Raw genomic sequence first — 26,938 nt, forward strand, 5'->3', positions numbered from 1 at the left:
ATCTCACACGGACGGTCCGGATTCTTTTCCCATGCTTCAAGACGTTCCATGCAGTTCTGCAGTGAAGTGTCCTTGATTGATTCCGCATACTGTACTACCTGGTCGTAATACTCCTGTTTGCACATGATTTTCATGATATTCCGTTTTAATTGGTTGATAATGTTTTTTCTTTCTCTCTGTTCCTGCCTGTATTCCTGACGGTTTTGTATTCAGTTTTCCAGCTGGTGGAGTCGCACCAGTCCCTGCACATTCCGCATACTTCGGTTGCATAGGAATAACGTACCTGTGAGTCTACGAACAGTCTGTCCCTTACGAATGGAAACGTAATGTCCAGGGGCAGGCTGATGTGGTAGCCGGAACCGTTGAAACTGTTGGCGACGGCTACGATGACATCCCCGTGGAAACGGATGGTTCTGAAATCTTTTCCGTTGTCGTTTGTGACAAGTTCATTGAACCCGGCATTGAAATAAATACGTAGTTCACCACCGTATGTGGCATTATCCACCAGTTCTTCAATTAGTGTGTCAAACTGTCCTTTCTTCAGTTTCAGGGCGCGCCTGACCTTGTAACAGGACATGGCTCTGGATTCTTTTCCGATGTGTTCCTCTATTTTCGCACCGGGAGAGTAGTACATGTTGACGGCGGCGGAATTTTTTATGAGTTCTTCCGCCGGGGCGGTATCACTCCTGCTCAAGATGAGGTCCGTAATCTCTTCACGGTGTTCCTCGAATTCTTCCTGCCTTTTCTCTTCTGCCATCTTCTCTTTGATTTCCTCAAGTATTTTGAGCAGACTTTCCGCTTCCTGTTCAGCATAACATTCCATGACTGTTTCATATAGCCTCTCCATGTTATTGTTCCGGATGCACTGTTCCTGCAGGTCTTCGCGTTCGTCCAGATTCTCCCGGTAGTCCACATGATACAGGCTGACCGTTTCGGGAACATATTTTTTCCATGACTCCGTATTATTCATAGCGTTTGCATTTAAGGAGGATTGCTTTTGCTTCAGCCGGTGTTTTCTCTCTTTTGACGGCTCTGAGCCTGTGCATAATGTGCAGGAATAGCTCCCGGTCATAAATCCTGTAGAAGAAGTTTTCTCCGGTTTCCTTGACAGTTCCGGTGAATGAGACGGAATCACGGCAGGGAGGAAACTGGAAGAGGCATCCGCTTGCTATTATGGTGTATCTCTTTTCCTCCACTTCATCCAGAAATGTTTCCATGTCGTCATGCCTGCCATATCCGGAGAAATACAGAAAATGATGTTTCCTCAGGCTGAGCAGTATGTTCGCCATGTCTTTTCTGGCCTTGCAGGTGTCCCCACCATCATTTCCTCCAGTTACCATGTTACAGATGAAACGTTCCCTGTTTTCCTTGTCGGTGAATGAATAGGGAATGGTGATAATCTCCTGCTTGTCCTTGCTTGTAATTCTCTCCGCTTTTCCTTTGGTGACTTTTCCCTTGAATGTGATGTTGTGGTAATGCTCGTTCATTTGCCGCTCCAGTTCGGCCTGCGGTGTCATGACCGGACGCAGTCCCCGGAAAAAACGTTTTCCGATGGTGAAACAGAACATGTACAGGCTGCCGTGGTAGGGCTCGCCGAAAAAGAATGAATGGCGCTTCAGACGGACGGGAGGCAGTTCGTTCATACAGTTATAATAGTTCTCCTCTGTAATTTCACGGAAGGGTCGGCACAATGACTTGTCATGAATGCGCGACCTCTTGTGTATGGCGTTTCTTGTTACTGCAACTAGAAAAGGATTGTTTTCCTGTTTCTTGAGTTCCTCCAGTGTGCTGCCGTAGTAGTCACAGTGTATGCCGTCCGACATGGATGTGACGCAGCTTCCTCGGAAACAACGGGAGTCAATGACAAATTTCAGATGTTCTTTTTTCATGGTCAGATATCTTGGAGGTTTAAGATTCTCTTTGCCGCAGACACTGCATTCGGATTGAGTTGCCGCTGCCATGCCTTGTTCTTGGGCGACCAGTGGAAACCGGATGATTTGAGTTCCCAGCGTTTGCTCTCTTCCGGTATTTTGTTGAAGAAAACCTGCAGGCGACTTTCCTGATAGTTCCAAACGAGGGTTCCACCTTCAAACGTTACTTCCCTGTTTTCCTGTTCTTTGGTTTCCTTTAACTTGTCACGCATGCGACTGGCTGTTTCAGGCAGCTGGAAGAACCGGTGGCGTGGCGTGATGACAGGCTTCTTTATGCCGGCATTATATTCGGAGATGAAGTCGATTGCCTTCTGTACGATTTCCACGTCGCCATGGCCGGCAAATGTGCTGACCTTGTTGAAGATGCTGCTGACGAAGAGTGCCCGGTTGTATCCTCTGGCTTTTCCCGTATCAATCTCATGGATCGTGTTTGCGCTGCTTGCAATGTCACGTTTCAGCCTGCGCCATGTTTCCTCCCGTTTTTCTTCTTCGGGCCTGTCTTTTTCCGTGAGCAGTTGCATGGTTTTCAGAAATTTCTCACGCCATTTCAGGAATTCGTCGTATCTGTTCTGATAGGCATTTTGTGCCTTTTCATTCCTTTGGAAATTGAATCCTCCCCGTCCTGTCACCATCGGGTTTGCGCAGCGTGAGAGGCTGTGGAATAAAACGGATATTTTACTTTTGTAAGTATTGATATAATCCTGTTTTTTTGCCTCCGGTATTTTCTTCAGGTCTTCATGGAGCTGCTTTTCATATCCCATGATGTCCGTTTCAGCCCTTGTTTCCGGAGCATGGGAGTTCCAGCGGTAGGCATTGACGGCGATTTCTTCCAGTTCTTCCAGATAGCCGGGATACTTGAATCCTGTTACTTCCCAGTTTTTGAAGTCAGAAGCACGCAATTCCTTCTCTTCACCGTTTTCCGTGTAGGTATGGATATACATATACATACCTGTGCTTTTCTTGCGGAAATGGAAGGCGACCGCATCTTTGTCCGTTCCGATCCGTCGGATGGATTCTGCACGGTGCGCATTTGTTCTTGTGAGCGGAGTGATTGTCGGGTTACCACTGCTACTTTCTACAAGGTTCATTACTTGTTCTTCGTGAACCTGCATTTCGGTCATTTCAGCCATACTTTAATCATTTAAAATTAGACATAACCGGCTCCGTGGAGCCAGTATTTCGATTTCTTACTTGCCGGGTTGTTCGTGTCCGGGATTGTGCAAGGCTTGGCAGGAAAAAATACCGGAGCGTAGCGAGGATGATTTTTTGCTTGCCAACCAGCCCATAGGGCTGCCTTGGTCAATCCGTAGGACACGGACTATTTTTGCAGGTAAGAAGTTGAAATATGAACCTAGGAATAGGGTTAACTTGAAAATAGTAACAGTATTATATTGGATATATCTTTATTGAGTAGTTTTATTATGCGATTTTATGAGTAAAATATTATAGAAGATTATCAGTGAAGCAATGAAGAGTGTTTCATCTATTTTTTAGTTATTCAAATTGTTACATTAAAAATGAGTTTTTACAAATATAAACGAATTAAATGAGGTTGAATGGAGATAATTAGGAGTTGAAGTTATTTATTCGAAAGTTAAGAGGGCGTCTAATTATGAAAATAACACAATTGTTGTTTGATAAAGTAGACTGATTGTGGGTAAACTATTATATTTGTAATATATAAAATATGTGATTATGACAGCAGAGGAAGCAAAAAATATTATAGCAAAAGGAGAAGGAATTAATATTGAATTTAAGAGTTGTCAGAATGAGATAGGATCTTCCGTTTATGAAACGGTTTGCTCTTTTTTAAATCGTTCTGGCGGGTATATTTTTATCGGTGTAAATGATGATAAAGAGATAGTTGGAGTCAATAAAAACAACTTGGAGGCAATGAAGAAAAACTTCGTACATGTAGTTAATGATCCGACTGCGTTTTCTCCAAAGGCATACGTTACACCTGAAGATATAGAGATTGATGGTAAAGTAATAATTTTTGTAAGGGTTGAAGAAAGCCAGTACGTGCATCGTTTCAAACATAAGTATTATGATAGAAATAATGAGGCAGATACTAATGTTACTGACAATCCTTCTTTAGTAGCTTCTCTCTTTTCTCGTAAGGATACACTATCTTATGAAAATCGGTTACTTCCCATGTTAGATCTGACGGATCTGGATGATGCAACATTTGATTATTGTCGTAAACTTGTTATTGCACGAAATGACACTCATGCCTGGATAAAACTTTCTAATGAAGAATTGCTGAAAAGCTGTGGCTTAATGGCAAAGGATCCTGTTACTGGAAAGATTGGTATTAAAGTGGCTGCTCTTCTATTGTTTGGAAAGGATGAAAGTATAGCTTCTTTTATTCCGGCATATCGGTTTGAAGCTATATATAGGAATAAGACTTATGGGCGTTTTGTTTTAAATGAAGTGACAGATAGTACTAGATATGATGATCGAATAACAATACGGACCAATCTAATCAAGGCTTATGGCTTGTTGATGGATTTTGTTTATAAACATTTGCCAGAAAAATTCTATCTTCAGGATGGATCAACACAAAGAGGCGATCTTAGGGCGAATATATTCCGGGAGATTATAGCAAACTTGTGTGTACATAGAGAATATGCAAGTAATGAAGTTGGTTTATTTGAAATATTTGCTGATAAAGTAAGGACGTGTAATGCCACAAAGTTCACGTCTTCTTTGAGAACAGGTTCTATAAGTATAGATGAATTGGAAAACTATACTAAGAATCCATTATTGTTCAAGGTATTTCGTGAACTGGGTTGGGGTGAAGAGTTAGGTTCGGGAAGCCGTAATATTAAAAAGTTTGCTCCTCTTTACTATAATAATAGCGTGATTGAAATACTGAATAATGAGCGTTTTGTTTTTAGTATGACTTATCGAGATGTTGTTGGTGATGTACAAGCCAGTGATGTGAATAGGTGTGAAAATGCGCCTGCTATGAGTGTGAAAAGTTGTGAAGTAGGTAGTGCTGTAGAGCATAATAATGTGAATGTAGATAAACTAACTTCTATTTCTATAGGTACTGCACTTGTTTCCGAATTTGTTTCTGGGGTTAGTGATAAAATAGCTCTTAGAATGGCTGAAGAAATTGCTGCTATTTATGTTGTAGGACAACTTACAAAGAAAGAACTAAAAGAACAATTAGAATTAACCGAAGAGCAAATAAAGATTGATCTAAGAGAATTGTCTAGAGCTAAACTGTTGGAACAGAAAGGTAAAGATAAGAAATATATGCTGTCTGAAATGGCACAGATAAAAATATCATCCTTTTGGACAAAAATGTAATTATAACCAATTCATTCCTCTATCCTGCTTGTGCGGATCAGGACAGTTGTCAGAAAGTGTGTGACATGATGAACCGGGTGCTAATTTACTAAAGATGAATTCGAGAGTTTGAGGTGCAAAATTTGCACCTCAAACAAAAAGTGGTACAAGGTATATGCCTTATGCCTTTACGGAGCCTGGAGAAGCAATGCTTTCATCGGTTCTGAACAGTGAGGTCACAATTAATATTAATATTAATATAATGCGTGTATTTATATTGGTTCGTCGGATGCTTACGTTTATTGTGCTAATCGTTTTTTAACATTGAGCATGGAATTTTTTAGACTGGCATTCATTACCCGGGCATAATGTTGTGTCATTCGTGTAGAGGCATGTCCAAGCATAACTGATACGTCTTGTAGGGGGACATTGTTAGCGAGCGTAATGGTAGTCCCAAATGTATGCCGACCAGCGTGAGTGGTGATATTTTTCTTAATTCCGCAGAAATCTGCTATTTCTTTGAGATAGCTGTTCATTTTTTGGTTGCAGGGAACTGGGAGACAACATCCTTTTTTGATGCAAACAGGATTATTTTCATACTTCTTTAGTATGGCAAGCGGAACGGGAAGTAGAGGTATGTTACAGATGGAAGATGCTTTACGCCGATGCATCAGTTTGATTCTTCCTTTTCTGATCCACCAGTCTCCATTATTATCTTGCATCAGATCTTCTTTTTTGAGCGTGGACACATCGGCAAATGCCAGACCAGTGAAGCAGGCGAAAATGAAAATATCCCGTACCAGTGCTAGTCGGGGTATAGTGAATTCCTTATTCATAACGGTCTGTAATTCGTCATATGTGAGGAATACAGGAGCTGTTTCATCTTGTTCCATTTTGTATCCATAAAACGCATCTTTCTTCATCCAACCTTTTGCCAGTGCCATATTTGTGATTTTCTTGAAACATTTCATATATCGTACAATAGTGTTGCGGCATAAACCGACTTCTGTTTTTAAATGAAGGTCAAAGGCTTTTATGAATTCCGGAGTGAGTTCATGGAAAGTAATATCTTCTTTGTCATAAAATGTAGGAATGGAATTTTCGAGTTTTTTTAGTACATTTTTGTAACGGTTGATGGTCACTGGTGCATAGTCAATATTCACAACTTTCTCCATCTCCTTGATTTCTTGTCGTATTGTTTCAAGCAGGGTACGCATTTCCGTATCCTTGCCGAATACACGTTTTAATATTAAGGAGGGAGTGGATATTGCCTGCTCCAGTATAAGTTCCTTATACTTTTCCAATGCTCGCGTGGCTAATTCAGATAAATAACTGTTGAGTTCATTGGAAGCCCGGTCTTTTCCTTTACTACATCCTTTGGCTGCGTTCCACAGTTTGAGAGGAACGCTTCTTTGGATTCGTGTTTCTTCGTATTGACCGTTAATTGTGATCCTCATTAGAATAGGTGCTTCACCATTTTTTAATAATTTCGTTTTGAGAACGAAAAACAGAATCTTCATTGTTCCTTGTTTCATAACCTTTTTTCTTTAAGTTGGTAAATGCAATTAGTTATTCTGTCAACTTGAAAGATGAGTTGGAAGTCGGTAAAAAGTTAAAATCGGTGGCTTTTTTGTAGACATGGTCTGAAAAACCACCGTTTTTTTTAGTTTTAAGATTCTCTTTGTTTTCCTTGATCTTATATTTGTCAGTAAATGAAGAATCTTTTTTGCTTTTCTTTTTCCGCTATTTCCATTACATTCAAGCAGGTATGCAAAAGTATGTTTTTGCTCCTAAAAATGATTAGCGCAAATTATTGTAAATGAGTGAAATATAGTGCAAACGGTGGTTTTTTAAAGGGACTCTGAAAAAGCCACCGAATGGGACATTTCCAGATACTCGAATCGGCTGGAATTTGCGTATTGGAGTATAAAAGAAAACCCATTGAAATGACTGAATTTCAATGGGTTCTGAGAAATTACCGAATCGATAGTGGTGCCACCAGGAATCGAACCGGGGACACAAGGATTTTCAGTCCTTTGCTCTACCAACTGAGCTATGGCACCTTTTCTCGTTTGCGGGTGCAAAGATAAGTATATTTTTTAATACCGCAATAACTTTGAAAGAAATTTTCGATAAATAATAGTAATGATGAAGATTAGTTTCTTTCGGAGATTATAAATAATCCCGCTTCGGCTATTCGAAAAGCCGGAGCGGGATTACTTTTTTCAGATGCAGGATGTACGCTTGGTCTTTACGACTTCGGTACATTCTTATCCGTGTCTCCGATTCCCGGAGACGCATTGCCTGAAGCGGAACTTCCACTCGAAGCGGCAGAATTGCCTGAAGGAGCGGTGCTTGAAACGGTTGCGTTGGAAGTCGTTGTACCAGGACGGGCTGCGCTTGCAGTGGTACTGCCGGCGGCTACATTAGCAGTAGCAACTTGCGGCTGGACTTCCCAGTGGAACGGTTCGAAGTTAGAGTTAGGATCTACCCAGGACGGTTTCTTGGCAGCGTAGATGATGAACGGAGCAATAACGACGATGATGGCACCGATAATCAGTACGGAGAACCAAACGGTATTGCTACCTGTGGAAATCTGGCTAGGCGGGATGAAGCTGAGGATAAAGGCAAGCAATGAGCCGCAGAATCCGAGTCCGCCGACGAACCACATCAGACCGTTACCGGACTTACCGATACGGAACGGACGGTTCAGCTTTTTCATCTTATAACGCAGTGCGATAGCTCCGGAGAACATCAACAGGTACATGATAAGGTAAAGAATAACTGTCAACTGTGACAGAATCTGATAGAAACTCTGTACGGAAGGCATGACTACGAACAACAAACTTAATACGGTAACAGCGATACCCTGTACGAACAAGATATTTTTCTGCACACCCAGTTTGTTTGTTTTCTGGAAGAACGGAGGCATGTAACCGGCTTTACCCACGGCAAAGATACCTTTTGACGGACCGGCAACCCATGTCAATACGCCTGCCAATACACCGAACGCAAGGGCGATGGCGATGATCGGTGACAACCAGGAAGCATGGATATACTTGAAGTAGTTGTCAAAACCGACAAGCAAACTTTGAGTAAGGTTGATATCCTTGGCGGGGATAATAACACCGAGTGCGAAAGTACCGAGAACGAAGATAAGAACGGTGATAAGTGCACCGATAAATACGGCTTTCGGATAGTTCTTGGACGGGTTTTCTACATCTTTCACGTGGATACCGCCCATTTCCATACCGGCATAAAACAAGAAGATACTGGCAGCGAGAACGACATTGTCAAAGTTGGTAAAGTCAGGGAAGAAGCTGCTGTTGAAATCCATGTTGGAATGTCCGCCGGTTGCCAGGTAGATGATACCTAGGATAATCAGCAGGGCGGCCGGAATGATTGTACCGACCATACCACCGATTTTGGCTACTTTACCAACCCAGCTCATACCTTTCAGGGAAATGAAAGTGGCGAGCCAGTAGATGATAAGTACCACGACAAGCGTGTAATACTTGTTGTTTGCCAGTGACATGTCATGTACGTCGTTCATTCCGATGAAGGCGATAGATACGGCACCGAATGTCAATACTGTCGGGTACCAGATGGTACTTTCAATCCATTGCACCCAGATGGCGAGGAATCCCAGTTTCTTGCCGTAGGCTTCACCTACCCACCGGAACACACCACCTTGCTTGTCCTGGAACATAGCCGCCAGCTCTGCTGCGACGAGCGATGTAGGGATCAGGAAGACGATAGCTGCAAAAAGATAATAAAAGGCCGAACTCATTCCGTAGACGGCCTCGGCCGGTAGTCCACGCAATGATACTACTGCCGTAACGTTCATGATAGCTAGTGTAAACACACCCAGCTTCACTGCATTTTTAATATTTGCCATAAGTTAAGGTTTTAAGTGAAAAATATTTTAAAGTCAGTCATATAACAACATTTTGCGTGAGATGTTCCCGCAATCTCTTTCAAAGTTCGTTAATTAACATCGCTGAATTGATATATTATTGCCTCTGGACAGCTTGTCCCGAAACAATCGCTTTCTCCGATTGTTTCTTAGCATTATAAATTAATTTAAGAATCATTTTATTATAAACTAAGTAGTTATGAAATCAGCGCTTTCAGATTTTGTTTTTGGAAAAAAGGGAATCTATGGCATTCTCCACATTATTATATTAGTGATGTCACTTTTCCTGGTAATTAGTATTTCGGTAGATACTTTTAAGGGAATTCCTTTTTATACGCAGTCTTCTTACATGAAAACCCAGTTGTGGATTTGTATTTGGTTTCTTTTTGATTTCGTGCTGGAGTTTTTTCTATCGAAGCACAAAGGACGTTATCTGCGGACGCATTTCGTCTTTCTGCTAGTGGCTATTCCCTATCAGAACATTATTGCTTATTACGGGTGGACATTCTCGCCGGAAGTCACTTACCTGCTCCGGTTCATTCCTTTGTTGAGGGGCGGGTATGCACTTGCCATCGTAGTGGGGTGGCTGACGTACAACCGTGCTTCGAGCCTGTTCGTCTCTTATCTGACTATGTTGCTGGCAACGGTTTATTTTTCCAGTCTCGCATTTTTCGTTCTCGAACATAAGGTGAACCCACTGGTAAATGGCTATGGGGATGCTTTGTGGTGGGCGTTTATGGATGTTACTACCGTCGGGTCGAATATCATAGCGCAAACGGTGACGGGGCGGGTGCTTTCCGTATTGCTGGCAGCCTTGGGAATGATGATGTTCCCTATTTTTACAGTCTATATAACGAACTTGATTCAGCAATCCAACAAGCGGAAAAAACAATATTACGAAGCGGAAGAACAGCAAAAAAAGGCTGTTGCGCAGAAACAAGCCGCAGCGGAGAAACCTGTAGCGCAAAGCACGCAAGGATAATATGACAAGTAATAAAAGTGGCTTCATCATCTTTGCTTATGCGGGATGATGAAGTTATTCTTATATATAAGAGGTTGTAAATCAGTAGTTAATTATTATTTTTAATAATCTTGTGACTATTCTTTATAAATGTCGGGGAATATGCATCGAGTAGAATATATTACATTTTATCTTTGCGCAAAAGATGTACAGACGCAGGATCTGTTTTATATCTGACAAAGATATTTGGTGTGAAGTCTTAACTGGACAAGGGGAATAAAAAAGGTTACTATCGTAAGATAGTAACCTTTACGTTTTTTTTCAAAAGAGTCTTTTAGTCGACAATGGTGATATGATCGTGACCGAATACATTCAATCCCAACTTGTTCATGATGTACTGGATAGCCAACTGTGCTTTGACAGAGTTGCCCGATCCATCCAAAGGAGGAGCGAATGCGGCGATACCGAACTGTCCGGGCAATACACCCATCACACCACCGCCTACACCTGTTTTGGCAGGGATACCGGAAGTGTACATCCAGTCACCGGTATGTTCGTAGAAACCTACTGCGGCAATCATGGCTGTGATTTTAGGAGCCAGGCCGGCATCGAACACTTCTTTCTTGGTCACAGGGTTCACACCGCCGTTGGCGATTGTTCCGGCTGCAATGGAAAGTTGCAATGCAGTGACTCCCAGTGAGCACTGACGGGTATAAAGGTCGAGTGACATATCCGGGTCGTCATAGATGCGGTTGTAGTTCTTCAGCAACCAGGCGATAGAACGGTTGTTGAAGTTCGTATCCGATTCGGATTTGTACAATTCGTCAATCAACTGGGGAGCGCTGCCGCACAAGTCGGTTACGTTTCCTACGATGGCATCCCATTTCTTGGCGGAGTCACCGATAGGTTTCACCATACTGCAAGCAGAGATGGCGCCGGCGTTTACCAACGGAGTGGACGGATGATCGTTCTCCAAAAGGATGGCGATGATTGAGTTGAAAGGCAAACCTGTTGCGTCGGCTCCAATCTTGTCCAAGATTTCCTTGGCGCCATATTGACGCAAAGCAAGAATAGCCGTATGCACTTTGGATACAGATTCTATACCGAAGCGGTAGTCAGTATCTCCCACATGGATGGTCTGCCCGTCGAGCAGGCAGACACTGATTCCAAAGAGATCTTTGTTGACATTTGCCAGGTAAGGGATATAGTCCGCGTTCTTGCCGCCTGTATTGGTCTTTACCTGATCGTATGCCTCTTGTACCACTTCTTTTAATTGAGCGAGTGTTACTTTTTTATCCATAGAACATTTTATTTTTTAATTGTTTTGTGACGACGGCCACCGTGGTTGAACATCTTGGCTTCTACCGGAAGGTTCTTTTCCTGTGCCATACGGGTAGGAGTAGGATATTCCAATTTTTCGAGTTCTGTAATCGCATTGTTGATGTCGCCCAGTAACATATCTGCCATATCACGGCTGAATCCCTGACGGACAACGATACGCATCACTACATAATCATCCAGTTTGGCAGGTAATGTATAAGCAGGAACCATCCAACCATGTTGGGACAGTTTGTCTTGCAAATCATACAAAGTCCATTTGGCAGATTTCGCATATTCCGGTTTCAGGTACCAGATGAACAATGGGTTCACAACATCTTCAGAGTAGTTGACGAACGGAACCATCTTGGCGATTTCATCATGGAGATACTTGGCAATCTGCAATGAGTTGTATTGTACTTCCTTGTATCCCTGGAATCCTAAACGGATGAATTGGTAATATTGTCCGAGGATTTGAGCGGCAGGACGAGAGAAGTTCAAACCTACCTGAGTGATGTTGGCACCCAGATAATTTACGCTGAATGACATTTCTTCCGGCAGATATTCCTTGCCTTTCCAACAAACCCAACCAAGTCCCGGATATACCAGGCCGAACTTATGACCGGATACACTGATAGAAAGTACCCATTTCAAACGGAAGTCCCATTTCTTTTCCGGATAAAGGAAAGGAAGGATGAAACCACCACTTGCGGCATCTACGTGGATAGGAATGTCATAGCCTGTCTTGGCGTTGTAAGCATCGAGTGCTTTGTCCAATGCTTCGACATCATCGTTCAGTCCTGTCCATGTAACACCCTGGATAGGTACGATACAGATGGTATTTTCGTCACACATCTTCAAAGCTTCTTCGGGGTCGAGTGTGGTCTTGTCAAGAGTCAAAGGTACTTCACGCATTTCGATCTGCCACAACTGTGCGAACTTTTCCCAAACAACCTGGAAACCTGTAGAAATAACAAAGTTTGGTTTGTCGAACGGTTTGCCCTGAGCTTGTCTTTTTTTACGCCAGCGCAACCAGGCGGCTACACCACCCAACATACATGCTTCGGAAGAACCGATGGCCAGTGCTCCGGTTTTCCAGGTATCTTTTTCAGGAGAGTTCCACAAGTTGGCAACGATGTTGATACATTTACCGTTCATCACTGCGATACGCGGATACTCTGTCTCATCAATGTAGTTGATGTTGATGGCTTCGTTCATCAGTTTGGTAGCGTAGTCATCCATGTAGGTGGTAACGAAAGTGGCGAGGTTCAAACGTGGCTGAGTCTGAGCGAATGTTTCGTCTTTTACCATCTGATAGGCAACTTCAGGAGTTGTCGGGCCATCAGGGATTTTCTCTACCGGAGAGGGTTGTAACATTCTGTCTGAACCAAATACATCAGTTTTGGCATCACCTTTTCTGAAATTTAAATCTTCCATACTTAATTTATTTTTTAAAGGTTTAGGGCGATGGGGTGTTTCCCCGTCGAATTTCCCACAACAACAGCAGATAGTTTTGAAAGTTTCCGGCTTTTACATTATTTGGCGTTTATTAAGGGGGCGGATACCCTTATTGAAACACACCTTTTTTGATTCTTTCCACCACAGGGGACACAGAGGACACAGAGGTTATAATTATCTCTGAATTAGAACTCTGCGTCCTCTGTGGTGAAATAGTTCATTTCCGTACCTATTTGAACTTTATACGGAGAGTATTGTTTTCTTCAAACCTAAACTTTTAACGAATAAGCATATGAGAATACAGACTGGACGGGGGACAATTCCTCTTATAACCTTAATTGCCATCTGGTCTATTTCGGCATTGACATCATTGCCGGGACTGGCCGTTTCACCTATATTGGGTGATCTTACAAAGATATTTCCGGAAGCGACGGATTTGGATATACAGATGTTGACTTCACTGCCATCGTTGCTTATTATTCCTTTTATATTATTAGGTGGTAAACTGACGGAGAAGGTCGATTATGTCCGCATCCTGAAAATAGGGCTCTGGCTTTTTGCCGCAAGCGGCATTTTATATCTGATTTCCAATAAAATGTGGCAATTAATCGTGGTAAGCGCTTTGCTCGGTATCGGTTCGGGACTTATTATCCCTTTGTCTACCGGATTGGTTTCCCGCTATTTCGTGGGAACTTACCGTGTGAAGCAATTCGGATTAAGTTCCGCCATAACTAATTTCACTTTGGTGATAGCCACTGCCGTGACAGGTTATCTTGCGGAAGTCAGTTGGCATCTGCCTTTTTTGGTCTATCTTCTTCCACTGGTTTCTATCCTGTTGGTCGGACATTTAAAGACAAACCAGCCGGGGACGGAACCTGTTGCTGCCGGTAGCGGCAATTCAACACCGGAGCAGTCTGCCATTGATACCGGAGGAAGCAAGTACGGCATTCATACCAGGCACCTGTTGCAATTAATGCTTTTTTATGGAGTGACGACTTACATTGTATTGGCTGTCATATTCAATCTGCCTTTTTTGATGGAAAAACATCATTTCTCCAGTGGTGATTCTGGGTTGATGATTTCACTTTTCTTCTTGGCGATTATGGCTCCGGGATTTGGACTGGATAAGATTGTGGGGGTACTGAAAGAACGGACAAAGGCATATAGCCTGCTATCCATGGCTTTAGGATTATTATTGATTTGGATAGCCCCGATAGAATGGCTCATTATTCCGGGATGTATTCTTGTCGGTTTGGGATACGGTGTCATTCAACCTATGCTTTATGATAAGACCACCCATACAGCATTGCCGGAAAAGACCACTTTGGCGCTGGCGTTTGTAATGATGATGAATTATCTGGCCATTTTGCTTTATCCTTTCATTGTCGACTTTTTCCAGTGGATATTCCACACCCGGTCACAGGAATTTCCTTTCATATTTAATCTGCTGATTACTATTGTAACGTTTTTCTGGGCTTACCTGCGGCGTAATACCTTTTTGTTTAATGATCAATTGAAATAAAAAATGAAGAATAAGAAACTGGAGGCCAATCTGAGCATGGCCGTCTCGAAAATTTTTAGCGGTTTAAATATGAATGCCCTGAAGTTCCTTCTGCCTTTGTGGATGAGTCCGCTGACAGGGGCGACACTCCGTTGTACATTTGCGGCTGCTGCTTTTTGGATTATCGGATGGTTCATGCCACCGGAGAAATCATCGGCCAAGGACAAATGGTTGCTCTTCCTGCTAGGGGCTTTCGGACTTTATGGCTTTATGTTTCTTTATTTGGCGGGGTTGAGTAAGACGACTCCTATCTCCAGTTCCATATTCACCAGTCTTCAGCCTATTTGGGTATTCCTTATTATGATCTTCTTTTATAAGGAAAAGGCGACGGCAAAAAAGATTATCGGTATCTCCATCGGACTGGTCGGAGCATTGGTCTGTATTCTGACGCAGCAAAGCGATGATTTGGCATCCGATGCTTTTATGGGAAATATGCTCTGTCTGGTCAGTTCTGTTGTCTATGCCATCTACCTGATTTTAAGTAATCGTATCCTTACTACTATCGGGGCAATGACCATGTTGCGATATACATTTTCCGGTGCGGCGGTATCCGCTATTATAGTGACAATGATTACCGGTTTCGACGCGGCGGTATTCTCCATGCCGTTCCATTGGACACCTTTCCTTATCCTGATGTTTGTGCTGATTTTCCCAACCACCATAAGTTATATGTTACTCCCTATCGGATTGAAATATCTCAAGACAACAGTGGTAGCCATTTATGGTTATCTGATTCTGATTGTGGCGACTGTCGCTTCTCTTATCTTAGGGCAAGACCGTTTCAGTTGGACGCAGACGTTTGCCATCATTTTTATCTGTATCGGAGTCTATTTGGTGGAAGTTGCCGAAAGCAAGGAACGCTAAAAGCTGCACACAGGGAAACATCTTGTTTCAAAGCATGGAATAAAAAAAGAGCGTCCTTCACAGAACGCTCTTGCTTATTTTATCATCATGTTTTATAGAGAGGAGTTGATTGCTTGTGCTATGGACTTGAATTCTTCATCCGACAATTTCAACTTCGGATTCGAGAACAACATATCCGATTCCTTCTGAATGGGAATCAAATGAATGTGCGCGTGAGGAACTTCCAGTCCGATAACAGCTTCGCCTACCTTTTGGCAAGGGAAAGCCTTTTCAATGGCGCGGGCTACTTTCTTGGCAAATACATGCATAGCGCCCAGATCTTCATCGCTCAAATCAAAAATATAGTCTGTTTCCTGTTTGGGCACCACCAATGTATGTCCCTTTACCAACGGGTTGATATCGAGAAAAGCAAAAAACTTTTCGTTTTCCGCTATCTTGTAGCAGGGGATTTCACCTGCGATGATTCTGCTGAATATTGTTGCCATAACTTTTATTGATAAAATAAGGCAAGCCTTACTTGAAGACCTGCCTTGACGTTAAATTGATATGTTTACTACTTCCAATGCAATTTGACCCTGTGGAACAGTAATTTCTGCCACTTCACCCACCTTCTTGCCAAGCAGACCTTGCGCAATCGGAGTGTTAACGGAAATCTTTCCTTCTTTCAGGTTAGCTTCGCTTTCAGAAACGATGGTGTAGGTCATCTTCATTCCATTCTTCACGTTCTTCAGCTCCACTTTATTTAAAATCTGTACAGAATCTGTTTTCAGTTTAGATTCATCAATGATTTTTGCATCTGCAATGGTAGCTTTCAGTTTGTTGATACGCATTTCCAACATACCTTGTGCCTCTTTGGCTGCGTCGTACTCTGCATTTTCCGACAAGTCTCCTTTATCTCTGGCTTCGGCTATTGCCGCAGAGATCTTCGGGCGTTCCACTGTTTCCAGTTCTTTTAGTTCCGCCATCAGTTTCTTGTAACCTTCTTCTGACATATAAGCCATGATGTTTTCCTCCTTTAATTGTTTTTAATGGTCATATAAACAAAAAAGAATTCCAACATGTGCCATGCTGGAACCCTCTTCTCATTATTTCTTTGCAAAGATAGCCTTTTAAGTGATACGTGTCAAGTGGAAAATGATGCTATGTAACATATTTAAAAGAAATATGCTAAATTATAACAACTTAAAGCAATGACTTGACAGCTGCTTCCAAATCCTTGATATCTTCGCCACGAAGCTTCAATTCGTTGTTACGGTTAATCAAAAAGACAGATGGTACCTGGCGGACATTATATACGGCTACGTTCGTCGAATATACTCCGTTTCCATCGCGTACACACACCCAGGGAAGGTTGTCGGCCGATGTTTTCCAGTAGTGTTCATCTGCGTCGAGAGATACCTGGTAGATTTCCAGTCCACTCTTTGCGTATTCATTATATAGTTCACGAAGCATCAGGTTGTGAGGAGCTCCGGCAGGCGACTGGAATACGGAGAAGTCTAACAGTACGACTTTACCTTTCAGGTCAGTCAGCTTGCGTACGTTTCCTTTCACGTCGCGCAAGGCAATGTCGATAATCCCCGTTTCTACGATTTTTTCCTGGGGGATTTCCAACGCTTTCGCTTGCGGCTGGCGTGTATTTTTCATTCCTTTGATTACAATATTATAAAGGTTCTTGGAACGTACGGCATTCGGGAATGCGTTGTTGAGGCTCGTGGCAACAGCGGCAAAACACTTCACGTCATCTTTATTGTTCAACGGGTCGAATATCAGATAATTGTTGAGCTTCTGGAATAAGGCAAAGTAAGCGGCTGCCGTGTTGGGAGCGGCAAAAATATAGTTGACTTTTACATCTTCCTTATAATTGTTGAGCAGGGTCGCCAGGCTGTCTTCAAAGGCATCATGCCCGATTTTGTTGCTGCGCAGTGCAGCCAACAGGTCGTCCACATCTTTCTGAAGCCGGATTTGTTTCTGCGTCAGTTCCTTTATCTTGTTGCTGTTTTCCGAACCTTCCACAGTATAAGCGGTAGAGAAATCTACATACGGTGCTTTGATCTGGATTGTTTCGATAGAGTCTACAGAAAAGTTGATAACTTTGTCATCTACCCGCAAGCGATAGAATTCGGGTGATTCGGGGCGGGGTTGCTTGAAGCTGAATGTACCTTCCCCTTTCAGTTTTACTGAATCGAGCGGAACAATACCTTCCAGGCCGGAAGCCTCGAGATAAAGCATTTTACCGTCGGCTCCTGATACATCCCCGTTCACCTGGAATTTAGGGCCGGAACTACAAGCTGTCATAGTAAGTGCGGCGAGCGCTGCAAAAGTAACCTTTTTCATATAGTGTGTGTTATTTACGAGGTGCAAATATACTTCTTTTCGAGATTAGTCAAAGCATTTTGCTGTGTTCTTCATCCTATTTTTGAAAAAAAATCAGTTAGTAACTAACTTTTTAGCTCATTTCCACCTGATTACAACGATAAATGTATATCTTTGCAGGAATTTTGAAAGAAAAAGTATAGATAAAACAATTTTTATGATTAACCCAATTGTTAAGACGATCGAGTTGGCAGATGGAAGAACCATCACGCTCGAAACGGGAAAGTTGGCAAAACAGGCAGACGGTTCTGTAATGCTACGCATGGGCAACACCATGTTATTAGCTACTGTTTGTGCCGCTAAAGATGCAGTTCCCGGAACAGATTTTATGCCTTTACAGGTAGAGTACAAAGAAAAATTTGCGGCATTCGGCCGTTTTCCCGGTGGTTTCACCAAGAGAGAGGGTAGAGCTTCTGATTATGAAATTCTGACTTGCCGTCTCGTTGACCGTGCTCTCCGTCCTTTGTTCCCTGATAATTATCACGCAGAGGTATATGTGAACATCATCCTCTTCTCGGCTGATGGTGTAGATATGCCGGACGCATTGGCAGGACTTGCAGCTTCTGCAGCACTTGCCGTTTCAGATATCCCATTCAACGGACCTATCTCTGAAGTACGTGTAGCACGTATCGACGGTCAGTTCGTTATCAATCCGACTTTTGAACAACTGGAAAAAGCAGATATGGATCTTATGGTTGCCGCTACTTATGACAACATCATGATGGTAGAGGGTGAAATGAATGAAGTATCCGAAGCTGAATTGCTGGAAGCAATGAAAGTGGCTCACGAAGCTATCAAGGTTCATTGCAAGGTACAGATGGAGTTGACAGAAGCTGTCGGCAAAACTGTGAAACGTGAATATGACCATGAAGTAAACGACGACGATTTGCGTAAGGCAGTTCGTGAAGCATGTTATGATAAAGCATATGCTGTTGCCGCTTCGGGAAATAAGAACAAGCACGAACGTTTTGATGCTTTCGAGGCTATCCGCGAAGAGTTCAAGGCTCAGTTCTCTGAAGAAGAATTGGCAGAAAAGGCTGCGCTGATTGACCGTTACTACCATGATGTAGAAAAAGAAGCAATGCGCCGTTCTATCCTTGACGAAGGTAAGCGTCTCGATGGTCGTAAGACTACCGAAATCCGTCCTATCTGGTGTGAGGTTGATCCTCTGCCTGGTCCTCACGGATCTGCTATCTTCACTCGTGGTGAAACTCAGTCACTGACTTCTGTTACGTTGGGTACCAAACTCGACGAAAAGATTATCGACAATGTTCTGGAACACGGAAAAGAACGTTTCCTGTTACATTATAACTTCCCGCCTTTCTCTACAGGTGAAGCAAAAGCACAACGTGGCGTAGGCCGTCGCGAAGTCGGTCACGGTCACTTGGCATGGCGCGCTTTGAAAGGACAAATACCTGCTGACTACCCCTATGTAATACGTGTGGTTTCAGAAATTCTCGAATCTAACGGTTCTTCTTCCATGGCTACTGTATGTGCCGGAACATTGGCATTGATGGACGCAGGTGTGAAGATTAAAAAACCGGTATCGGGTATTGCTATGGGATTGATCAAGAATCCGGGCGAAGAGAAATATGCCGTATTGTCTGATATCCTCGGTGACGAGGACCACCTGGGTGATATGGACTTCAAGGTAACCGGAACAAGAGACGGTATCACTGCTACTCAGATGGATATCAAGGTAGACGGTTTGTCTTACGAAATCCTGGAAAATGCTTTGAATCAGGCTAAAGAAGGACGTATGCATATCCTCGATAAGATTACCGAAACAATTGCAGAACCGCGTGCCGACTTGAAAGAACATGCTCCCCGCATCGAAACGATGACAATTCCTAAGGAATTCATCGGTGCTGTGATCGGCCCTGGTGGAAAGATCATCCAAGGTATGCAGGAAGAAACAGGTGCTGTGATTACTATCGAAGAAATTGACGGTATGGGCCGCATTGAAGTTTCCGGAACAAACAAGAAATGTATTGATGATGCAATGCGCATGATTAAGGCAATCGTTGCTGTTCCTGAAGTGGGTGAAGTGTACAAAGGTAAAGTTCGTTCTATCATGCCTTACGGTGCGTTTATCGAATTCTTGCCGGGCAAAGACGGTTTGCTGCACATTTCAGAAATTGACTGGAAACGTCTTGAAACTGTAGAAGAAGCCGGAATCAAGGAAGGTGACGAAATTGAAGTGAAACTGATTGACATCGATCCAAAGACAGGCAAATTCAAACTTTCCAGAAAAGTTTTGTTGCCAAGACCGGAGAAAAAGTAAAAAAGTGATAGCTTTTATATGACAAAGGATAGTCCGAAAACTTAGTTTCCGGACTATTTTTTTGTCTTATATTTTGCTTTTGTGAAAAAGTTTCTGTTCTTTTGTAGATTGAAAAATATGAATAACCCTTAAATCTAATGCGTGGTGTACAAAACAGATAATATATCTTCCATTCAACTTTTTTCTGAATTCTTTCATGAGAATCAGGAGAAGTTCCTGTCATTCGCCTATTCATACATCCGGGACAAGCAGGAAGCCGAAGATATATTGATGGAATCTATGATTACTTTGTGGGAAAACAGGGATAAATGGGAAGAAGATTCCAATCTGCACGCATTGTTGTTGACCATTATAAAAAATAAGGCGTTGAATTATCTGGCACACGTACAAGTACGTCTTCGTGCCGAAGAAGAAATAACCACGCATAGGCAGCGTGAGCTTGATCTTCGTATTTCTACACTGGAAGATTGTGAGCCGGATACTATTTTCAATGCGGAAATACAACACATCGTGCAAAAAGCTTTGAAACATATGCCGGAGCAGAGCCGGAAGATTTTCATGTTAAGCCGTTATCAAAATACTCCCAACAAAATAATAGCCCAACAACTGGGAATTTCTATTAAAAGCGTAGAGTTTCATATCACTAAAGCACTGAAAATCCTGCGTGCCGAACTGAAAGATTATCTTATTTCCATTCTTTTATAAAAAAAATCGCATTTTTCGTTAGGGTTGTCAGGGGCTGGCCTGTTTTATATATAGAGGGGGAGAAAAAGACCTCTTATTAAGTATTAACAGGAAAAAGACAAATTCACATGACCCAAGAGTTATTACATAAATATTTTAAGGGCAACACTACTGTTGAAGAAGAGAAACGTATTCTTGACTGGGTGGACGAGTCGGAAGAAAACCGCCGTACATTGCAGAAAGAACGTATGCTGTTTGATATTGCCCTTTTCACCGATTCCAAGACAAACAATAAGAGAGAGAAGGCGGCAATGGGCACTCGCATTTTACCAGTGTTAAGGTGGAGTGCCCGTATAGCTGCTGTTGCTGTCGTTGTATTATGTTGCGGGTATTTATTGCAGGAATACCAATATAATAAGGTGGCGCAGACGCAGACTGTGGCAGTTCCTGCCGGACAGCGGGCGCAGATCACCTTGGCAGACGGAACCAAAGTATGGTTGAACGCACAGTCTACATTAAGTTATTCTTCCAACTTCGGACGCAATGACAGAAACGTGGAGCTAGACGGAGAAGCTTACTTCGAGGTGGCGAAAAACAAAGAGATACCTTTTAATGTAAATACGGAGACGAACCAAGTGAGGGTGGTAGGAACGCATTTTAATGTATGCGCTTATAGAGGCAGCAATGAATTTACAACTACTTTGCTTGAAGGTATCGTTGATATCTACGCAAATGGCGGCGAACGTCCGCTCACTCGCCTGGGAGTGAACGAGGTATTTATTTCTCGTGACGGAAAGTTCAGAAAGGAACAGTTTACAGATTTTGATTATCTCCGTTGGAAGGATGGTCTATACTGCTTCGATGATACTCCCTTTAATTTACTGCTCGGTAAACTTGAAAAGTATTATAAGGTGAAGATTATCGTGAATAATCCGAAAGTGCTGAATTATCGTTGCACAGGTAAGTTCAAGGATCAGGACGGTGTGGAACACGTACTTAAAGTGATTCAGAAAGATCATCCGTTCACTTATTCAATGAATACCGAAAAAGACAGCATCTTTATAAAATAGAAACGAGCTCATGTTAGATATATACCTTAAATTAGTGCTAACCCTTAAAAGTATAAGAATTATGAATAACAGTCAATAACCCCACTATCTGAAAAGAGAATCGGAAAGTACCCCCATACTTTCCGATTCGAAACAGTCAAAAATCGACCTTAATCAATTTATTAACTTAACACGTTGCAAAGATATGAGAAAAATTTCTTTGAAAGGGCTTTTTTGCCCAAAAAGTTTAGAATCTAAGCAAATAATACTGACTATGAAGATCACTTTATTCCTTCTTCTGTTCGTAACGTTCCAAGCTTATTGTGAGAATGGATACTCTCAGAGTGCGAAAATCAGCATCCCCCGCTCGACGCTGAAAGTAAGTGAGTTACTCTCTAAGATAGAGTCACAGACCGATTACCTGTTCGTCTACAACAAACAAACGGTAGATGTGAAGCGGGTAGTTAATGTATCAGCCGACAATCAGCCGGTATCCGAAATACTCGACCGGGCTTTTAAAGGTACGGGTATCCGTTATGTAATGGAAGGCAATAATATTGTGCTGACCAAGCAGGTAGAAAATAGTGCATCCACACAGCAACAGAAGATAATTACCGTAAAAGGTGTCGTAACCGATGCAAGGGGCGAAGGAATTATTGGTGCCAGCATTGTAGAAAAAGGTACGACGAACGGAACCATTACCGACTTGGATGGTAACTTTACCTTGAAACTTCCTGCTGACGCTGTTCTCAATGTCTCCTATGTAGGTTATCAGTCACAGAGTATCCCTGTCAACGGGCAGACGACTTTCAATATTAAGATGGAAGAAGAAGCAATGGCTTTGGAGCAGGTAGTAGTTACTGCTATGGGTATCAAGAAGAAAGAAGCTTCTCTGACTTATTCTACCCAGCAAGTAGGAGGTGATGAACTGACCCGTGCCAAAGATCCGAATATGATTAACGCATTGGCTGGTAAAACCGCTGGTGTACAGATTACTAAAAGTGCGGCAGGACTGGGCGGATCTGCCAAGGTTTCTATTCGTGGCGCCCGTTCCGCTTTTGCCAGTGGAAATAACCAACCCCTGTATGTGATTGACGGTGTGCCGATGCTCAATAACAGTACAGAATCGACAGCTACCGTAATGGGTGGTGAAAATGACGGTGTGAATCGCGATGCAGGTGATGGGGTATCTAACTTGAATCCGGAAGATATTGAGAGTATGAGTATTCTGAAGGGTGCTTCTGCCGCAGCACTTTACGGTTCACAGGCAGCCAATGGTGTTATCTTGATTACTACCAAGAAAGGTAAGGCCGGTATGCAGAAAGTAACTTTCTCTTCCAATCTGACAGTAGACCATGCAATCAGTCTGCCGGAGTTTCAGAACTCATATGGGCGGATGGAAGGAGGAACCAGTAGCTGGGGAAAGGAAGGAAACCTCACGGATTACAACAATGTAGATAATTTTTTCAGTAATGGTGTGACTGCAATCAATACGGTTTCTTTCATGGGTGGCAATGATAAATCGCAAACTTACTTTTCTTATGCGAATACTACCGCCAAAGGTATCATTGACTCAAACAAACTTCAGAAACATAACCTCACTTTTCGTGAAACCGCCAGTTTCTTCAATGATCGCCTGAAGTTGGATGGTAATGTGAACCTGATGACGCAGACTATCAAGAATAGTCCTTCTTCCGGAGGATATTACCTCAATCCGTTGGTGAATATCTATGGTTTCCCGCGTGGAATGGATATGGCTCCTTATCGGGATAATTTTGAACTTTATGACGCAGATCGTAACATGAACCTGCAAAACTGGTATGTGACTAACGAAGACGGATCTATCAGTGAATGGGATCAGAACCCTTATTGGATAAAGAACCGTGTGACTAACAGGAACAAACGCTACCGTGCAATGGCTTCTCTGACGGCTAATGTGAAAGTGAATAGCTGGTTTACTCTGCAAGCTCGCGGCAATGTGGATTTTGTCAGTGATAAATTTGAAAATAAGATGTATGCTTCCACCTCTCCGAATATTGCCGGGACGTATGACGGACTGATGAATGGGCGTTATGTATGGTCGGATAGCCAGAATTTTCAGGTGTACGGTGACTTGATGGCTATGTTCAACAAGACATTCAACAAGTTTTCCATCAATGGAGCTGTCGGAACAAGTATCAATGCCACAACGGCCAACTCACTGATGATTGATTCCAAGCTTGCTTCATTATATCATCCCAATGTATTTACAGTTCCCAATGTCGTATCAACTTCCAAAGCGGCTATTTCCCACACTATCGACTCTAAACGTACTATTCAGTCGGTATTTGCGACCGCGCAACTCGGTTGGGACGAAATGCTTTATCTTGATCTGACAGCCCGTAACGACTGGTCGTCTACATTGGCTAATACGAATAGTAAAAATTCAGGTTTCTTCTATCCGTCTGTAGGTTTGACGTGGATTTTGTCCAAGACGCTGAAAATGCCCGACTGGATATCATTCAGCAAGATACGCGGTTCATGGGCACAGGTTGGTAATGACTTACCAATCGGCATTACCAGCCTTGCCGATATTGTACAGGCAGGGGGGGCTATTCAGGTGAACGATAGAGAGCATCGCGGTGACCTGAAACCGGAAATCAGTACTTCTTTTGAAGTAGGTACGGAATGGAGATTCTTTAACAGCCGTTTGGGAATCGACTTTACCTGGTATCAGACAGATACAAAGAACCAGTTACTGATGATGCCCAATCCGGCAGGTTCTCTGTATGCTTATCGCTATATCAACGCAGGTAAGATTCGTAATAAGGGTTTTGAACTTACCGTCGACGGAACTCCGCTGATGAATGATAATTTCCGTTGGAAGACTGCGGTAAATGTATCTGCCAACCGTAACAAAGTGGTTTCCTTGCATCCCGATTATACGCAGTTCTCTTACGGACAGGAAGGCTTCTCTATGGCTTATCAGATGCGTATCAAGGAGGGTGGTAAATTAGGAGATATTTATGGAAATGCTTTTGTCCGCAATGATGACGGCTCCATTCAAGTGAATGCTGACGGTTCGCCGGTGAACAAGACCGGTAATAAGGATCTTCTTGGCAATGCTAATCCGGATTGTTTGTTGGGATGGAGCAATACCTTCACTTACAAAGGTTTTACTTTGTATTTCCTTGTCGATGCACGTATCGGCGGTGATGTAATGTCATTGACAGAAGCCGACCTGGATTCTCGTGGTGTAACCAAAGCGACTGCTGAAGCTCGTGACCGCGGTTATGTAGAATATAATGGTCAGAGATTTGAAAATGTGAAAGGCTTCTATGGATCAGTAGGTGGACGTAACGGTATCTCGGAATATTATATGTATGACGCAACCAATATCCGCTTGCGTGAATTGTCACTAAGCTATGCTCTTCCGAGGACGTGGCTTGCAAAAACAAAAATTTTTCAGGGAATTGATGTATCATTCGTTGCCCGCAATTTATTCTTCTTCTATAAAGATGCTCCATTCGACCCGGATGCAACTTTATCGGTAGGAAACAACAATCAGGGTGTGGATGTATTTGGAATGCCGACTACCCGCAACATTGGATTCAACGTTAAATTTACATTCTAACTTTAAAATAATTGAGCATTATGAAAAGATATAAATATATACTAGCATTACTAATGGGGGGATTGTTCAGTTTCTCGGGATGTACCGATAATTTTGAATCCGATAATGAACTGAAAGGCGCATTTAATGAAGAAGCGCAATCCTATGACCGCCAGAAATACACAATGCCGCTAGAGGTTGTGCAATCAGGAATTTATTTCCAATACAACTGGGGAGACGGCTTGAACTGGCCGTGGCAGTTGACGCAGTCGCTGCAACATGATATGTTTTCCGGATATTTCCATGATCCTACGGCCAAGTTTAATGACAAGAACTCTGTCTACAATATCAATACCGGATGGTCTAATGCGGCCTGGAACTATACTTATCAATATATATTCCCGGCCATATACAAAGCGGAGCTTAATACAAAAGATGTGGAAGAAGCCATCCAGTACTATGGCATAGGTAAAATATTGAAAGTGGAGCTGATGCATCGTATCGCAGATTCATACGGGCCTATCGTGTACAGCAAATTCGGCAACGGTGAAGCCAATGCGGTAGATACGCAGCAGGAAGCTTATATGGCTTTTTTCAAAGATTTGGATGCCGGAATCGAGGCGCTTGATAAATATCTGGCGGATGGCGGAAACGATGCGATTTTCAATGCTCATGATATGATGAACGCCAAAGGTATCAAGGGATGGATCAAATTTGCCAATTCACTACGTCTCCGTCTTGCTATCCGTATATCCAATGTCGATAAGACTACGGCGACAGCTCAAACTAAAAAAGCACTTGAGAATCCTTATGGAGTATTGGAAAACTCTCAGGATATTATCCAGGTGTCAGGCCGTGGATATACTAATCCTTTGTATGGCGTAGCAGGATGGGGAGAAGTTTATATGGGGGCAAGCATGGCGTCCTTGCTGAATGGCTATGAGGATCCTCGTCGTGAGAAATGGTTTAATAAGGCAACTCTGGCTGGTCATACGGACAAATGGATTGGTATTCCGCAAGGAGTATTGATGAGAGAAGGTGATCCCAGTTATTACAGCGGTTATTCGGCTTTCAATGCAATCAGTGGTGAGACGACTCCTGCTATTCTGATGACAGCGGCAGAGATTTGGTTTTTGAGGGCGGAAGCGGCTTTGCGCGGGCTTACAACTGAAGATGTGAAGGTTTGTTATGAGACAGGCGTAAAAACTTCGTTTGCTCAATGGAAGGTTGATGGAGTCAACGACTATTTGGCAAGTGACAAAAAACCGGTGGGATATGTAGATTACGTTCCTGCCAGTGGTGGCAAAGATATGGATGCGCTTATTACCATTACTCCGAAGTGGGACGATGGGGCAACTCCTGAAGTACAGTTGGAACAGATAATTACTCAAAAGTGGCTGGCCTGTTTCCCTGAGAGTTATGAAGCCTGGTCGGAACAACGTCGTACCGGTTATCCGAAACTGTTTAAAGTACAGACAAACAATAGTGGCGGAACAATTGATACGGAGATTATGATTCGTCGTTTGCCATTCTCTACGGATGATGCCGACAAGGATCCTGCACAATACGGATTCTTGAAAGCTGCCCTTGGCGGAGCTGATAATGGCGGAACCCGTCTTTGGTGGGATGCCGGACAGAATAGATTTTAGAA

Annotated in this window: 20 protein-coding genes, 1 tRNA gene and 1 pseudogene; 10 read left to right on the plus strand and 12 right to left on the minus strand. The window is 42.8% G+C overall.

Translation table 11 applies throughout. The annotated features are described in order from the left end of the window. The 4 genes from AB5443_RS19815 to AB5443_RS19830 all read right to left on the minus strand — a co-directional run. Nucleotides 1-134, minus strand: a 134-nt coding sequence (locus AB5443_RS19815; protein WP_368119629.1) for a DUF4120 family protein, incomplete at its 3' end; no start/stop codon positions are given. Nucleotides 135-145: 11 nt separating this feature from the next. Beyond that, nucleotides 146-970, minus strand: a complete 825-nt coding sequence (locus tag AB5443_RS19820; protein ID WP_368114221.1) for a hypothetical protein — start codon at nucleotides 968-970, stop codon at nucleotides 146-148. Then, a complete protein-coding gene (locus tag AB5443_RS19825; protein WP_195630765.1) occupies nucleotides 963-1,889 on the minus strand; it encodes a hypothetical protein in 927 nt (308 codons plus the stop codon). Before AB5443_RS19825 ends, AB5443_RS19820 begins: the two co-directional genes overlap by 8 nt. Before the next feature lie 2 nt (nucleotides 1,890-1,891). Continuing rightward, entirely contained in the window at nucleotides 1,892-3,061 is a 1,170-nt protein-coding gene (locus AB5443_RS19830) for a hypothetical protein (RefSeq protein ID WP_368114222.1), read from the minus strand. 565 nt (nucleotides 3,062-3,626) lie between these two features. On the opposite strand from AB5443_RS19830, the gene AB5443_RS19835 reads away from it, so the two are divergent. Then, nucleotides 3,627-5,249, plus strand: coding sequence for a helix-turn-helix domain-containing protein (locus AB5443_RS19835; protein WP_368114223.1), 1,623 nt, complete (start codon nucleotides 3,627-3,629; stop codon nucleotides 5,247-5,249). Nucleotides 5,250-5,336: 87 nt separating this feature from the next. Next, nucleotides 5,337-5,526, plus strand: a pseudogene (locus tag AB5443_RS19840) (ORF6N domain-containing protein); the annotation flags it as partial. 1 nt (nucleotide 5,527) lies between these two features. On the opposite strand, the gene AB5443_RS19845 reads toward AB5443_RS19840, so the two are convergent. The 3 genes from AB5443_RS19845 to gadC all read right to left on the minus strand — a co-directional run bounded on the left by AB5443_RS19845 (nucleotide 5,528) and on the right by gadC (nucleotide 9,126). Beyond that, nucleotides 5,528-6,763 carry a site-specific integrase gene (locus tag AB5443_RS19845; RefSeq protein WP_022129081.1) on the minus strand — a complete coding sequence of 412 codons (1,236 nt, stop codon included), beginning with the start codon at nucleotides 6,761-6,763 and terminating at the stop codon, nucleotides 5,528-5,530. Between the two features lie 455 nt (nucleotides 6,764-7,218). After that, nucleotides 7,219-7,291 (minus strand) — tRNA-Phe (locus tag AB5443_RS19850). 188 nt (nucleotides 7,292-7,479) lie between these two features. Further along, complete coding sequence (gene gadC, locus AB5443_RS19855) at nucleotides 7,480-9,126, minus strand: putative glutamine/gamma-aminobutyrate antiporter GadC (RefSeq protein ID WP_073343720.1); 1,647 nt, start codon at nucleotides 9,124-9,126, stop codon at nucleotides 7,480-7,482. 217 nt (nucleotides 9,127-9,343) lie between these two features. Between gadC and AB5443_RS19860 the strand changes: the two genes are divergently transcribed. After that, nucleotides 9,344-10,126, plus strand: coding sequence for a potassium channel family protein (locus AB5443_RS19860; RefSeq protein WP_195663290.1), 783 nt, complete (start codon nucleotides 9,344-9,346; stop codon nucleotides 10,124-10,126). A gap of 313 nt (nucleotides 10,127-10,439) precedes the next feature. Here AB5443_RS19860 and glsA read toward each other — a convergent pair whose 3' ends face one another. Together glsA and AB5443_RS19870 are read right to left on the minus strand one after the other, a co-directional pair. Beyond that, nucleotides 10,440-11,405 carry a glutaminase A gene (gene glsA, locus AB5443_RS19865; protein WP_044655956.1) on the minus strand — a complete coding sequence of 322 codons (966 nt, stop codon included), beginning with the start codon at nucleotides 11,403-11,405 and terminating at the stop codon, nucleotides 10,440-10,442. Between the two features lie 8 nt (nucleotides 11,406-11,413). Next, nucleotides 11,414-12,859, minus strand: coding sequence for a glutamate decarboxylase (locus AB5443_RS19870; protein WP_073343726.1), 1,446 nt, complete (start codon nucleotides 12,857-12,859; stop codon nucleotides 11,414-11,416). A 313-nt stretch (nucleotides 12,860-13,172) separates the two neighbouring features. Here AB5443_RS19870 and AB5443_RS19875 point away from each other — a divergent pair, with 313 nt between their 5' ends. Both AB5443_RS19875 and AB5443_RS19880 read left to right on the plus strand, forming a co-directional pair. Beyond that, nucleotides 13,173-14,402: an MFS transporter gene (locus tag AB5443_RS19875; RefSeq protein ID WP_022139463.1), complete on the plus strand. Its 1,230-nt coding sequence runs from the start codon at nucleotides 13,173-13,175 to the stop codon at nucleotides 14,400-14,402. Nucleotides 14,403-14,405: 3 nt separating this feature from the next. Beyond that, a complete protein-coding gene (locus tag AB5443_RS19880) occupies nucleotides 14,406-15,305 on the plus strand; it encodes a DMT family transporter (protein WP_368114224.1) in 900 nt (299 codons plus the stop codon). Between the two features lie 92 nt (nucleotides 15,306-15,397). Here AB5443_RS19880 and AB5443_RS19885 read toward each other — a convergent pair whose 3' ends face one another. The 3 genes from AB5443_RS19885 to AB5443_RS19895 all read right to left on the minus strand — a co-directional run bounded on the left by AB5443_RS19885 (nucleotide 15,398) and on the right by AB5443_RS19895 (nucleotide 17,639). Continuing rightward, nucleotides 15,398-15,790: an HIT family protein gene (locus tag AB5443_RS19885; protein ID WP_022139461.1), complete on the minus strand. Its 393-nt coding sequence runs from the start codon at nucleotides 15,788-15,790 to the stop codon at nucleotides 15,398-15,400. Nucleotides 15,791-15,841: 51 nt separating this feature from the next. Beyond that, nucleotides 15,842-16,306: a transcription elongation factor GreA gene (gene greA, locus AB5443_RS19890; RefSeq protein WP_022139460.1), complete on the minus strand. Its 465-nt coding sequence runs from the start codon at nucleotides 16,304-16,306 to the stop codon at nucleotides 15,842-15,844. 181 nt (nucleotides 16,307-16,487) lie between these two features. Then, a complete protein-coding gene (locus AB5443_RS19895; protein ID WP_368114225.1) occupies nucleotides 16,488-17,639 on the minus strand; it encodes a DUF4369 domain-containing protein in 1,152 nt (383 codons plus the stop codon). Between the two features lie 196 nt (nucleotides 17,640-17,835). Here AB5443_RS19895 and pnp point away from each other — a divergent pair, with 196 nt between their 5' ends. From pnp to AB5443_RS19920, 5 genes are all read left to right on the plus strand, one after another. Then, a complete protein-coding gene (gene pnp, locus AB5443_RS19900) occupies nucleotides 17,836-19,962 on the plus strand; it encodes a polyribonucleotide nucleotidyltransferase (protein ID WP_368114226.1) in 2,127 nt (708 codons plus the stop codon). A gap of 144 nt (nucleotides 19,963-20,106) precedes the next feature. Beyond that, nucleotides 20,107-20,667 carry an RNA polymerase sigma-70 factor gene (locus AB5443_RS19905; protein WP_022139456.1) on the plus strand — a complete coding sequence of 187 codons (561 nt, stop codon included), beginning with the start codon at nucleotides 20,107-20,109 and terminating at the stop codon, nucleotides 20,665-20,667. 107 nt (nucleotides 20,668-20,774) lie between these two features. Further along, entirely contained in the window at nucleotides 20,775-21,716 is a 942-nt protein-coding gene (locus tag AB5443_RS19910) for a FecR family protein (RefSeq protein ID WP_368114227.1), read from the plus strand. Nucleotides 21,717-21,900: 184 nt separating this feature from the next. Continuing rightward, nucleotides 21,901-25,308 (plus strand): TonB-dependent receptor, encoded by a 3,408-nt coding sequence (locus AB5443_RS19915; protein ID WP_368114228.1) that lies wholly within the window; start codon nucleotides 21,901-21,903, stop codon nucleotides 25,306-25,308. Nucleotides 25,309-25,328: 20 nt separating this feature from the next. Further along, on the plus strand, nucleotides 25,329-26,936 hold the full coding sequence (locus AB5443_RS19920) for a SusD/RagB family nutrient-binding outer membrane lipoprotein (protein ID WP_073343739.1): 1,608 nt from the start codon (nucleotides 25,329-25,331) through the stop codon (nucleotides 26,934-26,936). The last annotated feature ends 2 nt before the right edge of the window (nucleotides 26,937-26,938 follow it).

Source organism: Bacteroides sp. RTP21281st1_H5_RTP21281_210402 (genome assembly GCF_040918965.1).
GTDB classification, from domain to species: Bacteria; Bacteroidota; Bacteroidia; order Bacteroidales; family Bacteroidaceae; genus Bacteroides; species Bacteroides congonensis.

Bases quoted from the DNA above. Each gene is read 5' to 3' on its own strand.
- AB5443_RS19820 (WP_368114221.1), bottom strand. From the start codon at position 970: ATGAATAATACGGAGTCATGGAAAAAATATGTTCCCGAAACGGTCAGC.
- AB5443_RS19825 (WP_195630765.1), bottom strand. From the start codon at position 1,889: ATGAAAAAAGAACATCTGAAATTTGTCATTGACTCCCGTTGTTTCCGA.
- AB5443_RS19830 (WP_368114222.1), bottom strand. From the start codon at position 3,061: ATGGCTGAAATGACCGAAATGCAGGTTCACGAAGAACAAGTAATGAAC.
- AB5443_RS19835 (WP_368114223.1), top strand. From the start codon at position 3,627: ATGACAGCAGAGGAAGCAAAAAATATTATAGCAAAAGGAGAAGGAATT.
- AB5443_RS19845 (WP_022129081.1), bottom strand. From the start codon at position 6,763: ATGAAACAAGGAACAATGAAGATTCTGTTTTTCGTTCTCAAAACGAAA.
- gadC (WP_073343720.1), bottom strand. From the start codon at position 9,126: ATGGCAAATATTAAAAATGCAGTGAAGCTGGGTGTGTTTACACTAGCT.
- AB5443_RS19860 (WP_195663290.1), top strand. From the start codon at position 9,344: ATGAAATCAGCGCTTTCAGATTTTGTTTTTGGAAAAAAGGGAATCTAT.
- glsA (WP_044655956.1), bottom strand. From the start codon at position 11,405: ATGGATAAAAAAGTAACACTCGCTCAATTAAAAGAAGTGGTACAAGAG.
- AB5443_RS19870 (WP_073343726.1), bottom strand. From the start codon at position 12,859: ATGGAAGATTTAAATTTCAGAAAAGGTGATGCCAAAACTGATGTATTT.
- AB5443_RS19875 (WP_022139463.1), top strand. From the start codon at position 13,173: ATGAGAATACAGACTGGACGGGGGACAATTCCTCTTATAACCTTAATT.
- AB5443_RS19880 (WP_368114224.1), top strand. From the start codon at position 14,406: ATGAAGAATAAGAAACTGGAGGCCAATCTGAGCATGGCCGTCTCGAAA.
- AB5443_RS19885 (WP_022139461.1), bottom strand. From the start codon at position 15,790: ATGGCAACAATATTCAGCAGAATCATCGCAGGTGAAATCCCCTGCTAC.
- greA (WP_022139460.1), bottom strand. From the start codon at position 16,306: ATGGCTTATATGTCAGAAGAAGGTTACAAGAAACTGATGGCGGAACTA.
- AB5443_RS19895 (WP_368114225.1), bottom strand. From the start codon at position 17,639: ATGAAAAAGGTTACTTTTGCAGCGCTCGCCGCACTTACTATGACAGCT.
- pnp (WP_368114226.1), top strand. From the start codon at position 17,836: ATGATTAACCCAATTGTTAAGACGATCGAGTTGGCAGATGGAAGAACC.
- AB5443_RS19910 (WP_368114227.1), top strand. From the start codon at position 20,775: ATGACCCAAGAGTTATTACATAAATATTTTAAGGGCAACACTACTGTT.
- AB5443_RS19915 (WP_368114228.1), top strand. From the start codon at position 21,901: ATGAGAAAAATTTCTTTGAAAGGGCTTTTTTGCCCAAAAAGTTTAGAA.
- AB5443_RS19920 (WP_073343739.1), top strand. From the start codon at position 25,329: ATGAAAAGATATAAATATATACTAGCATTACTAATGGGGGGATTGTTC.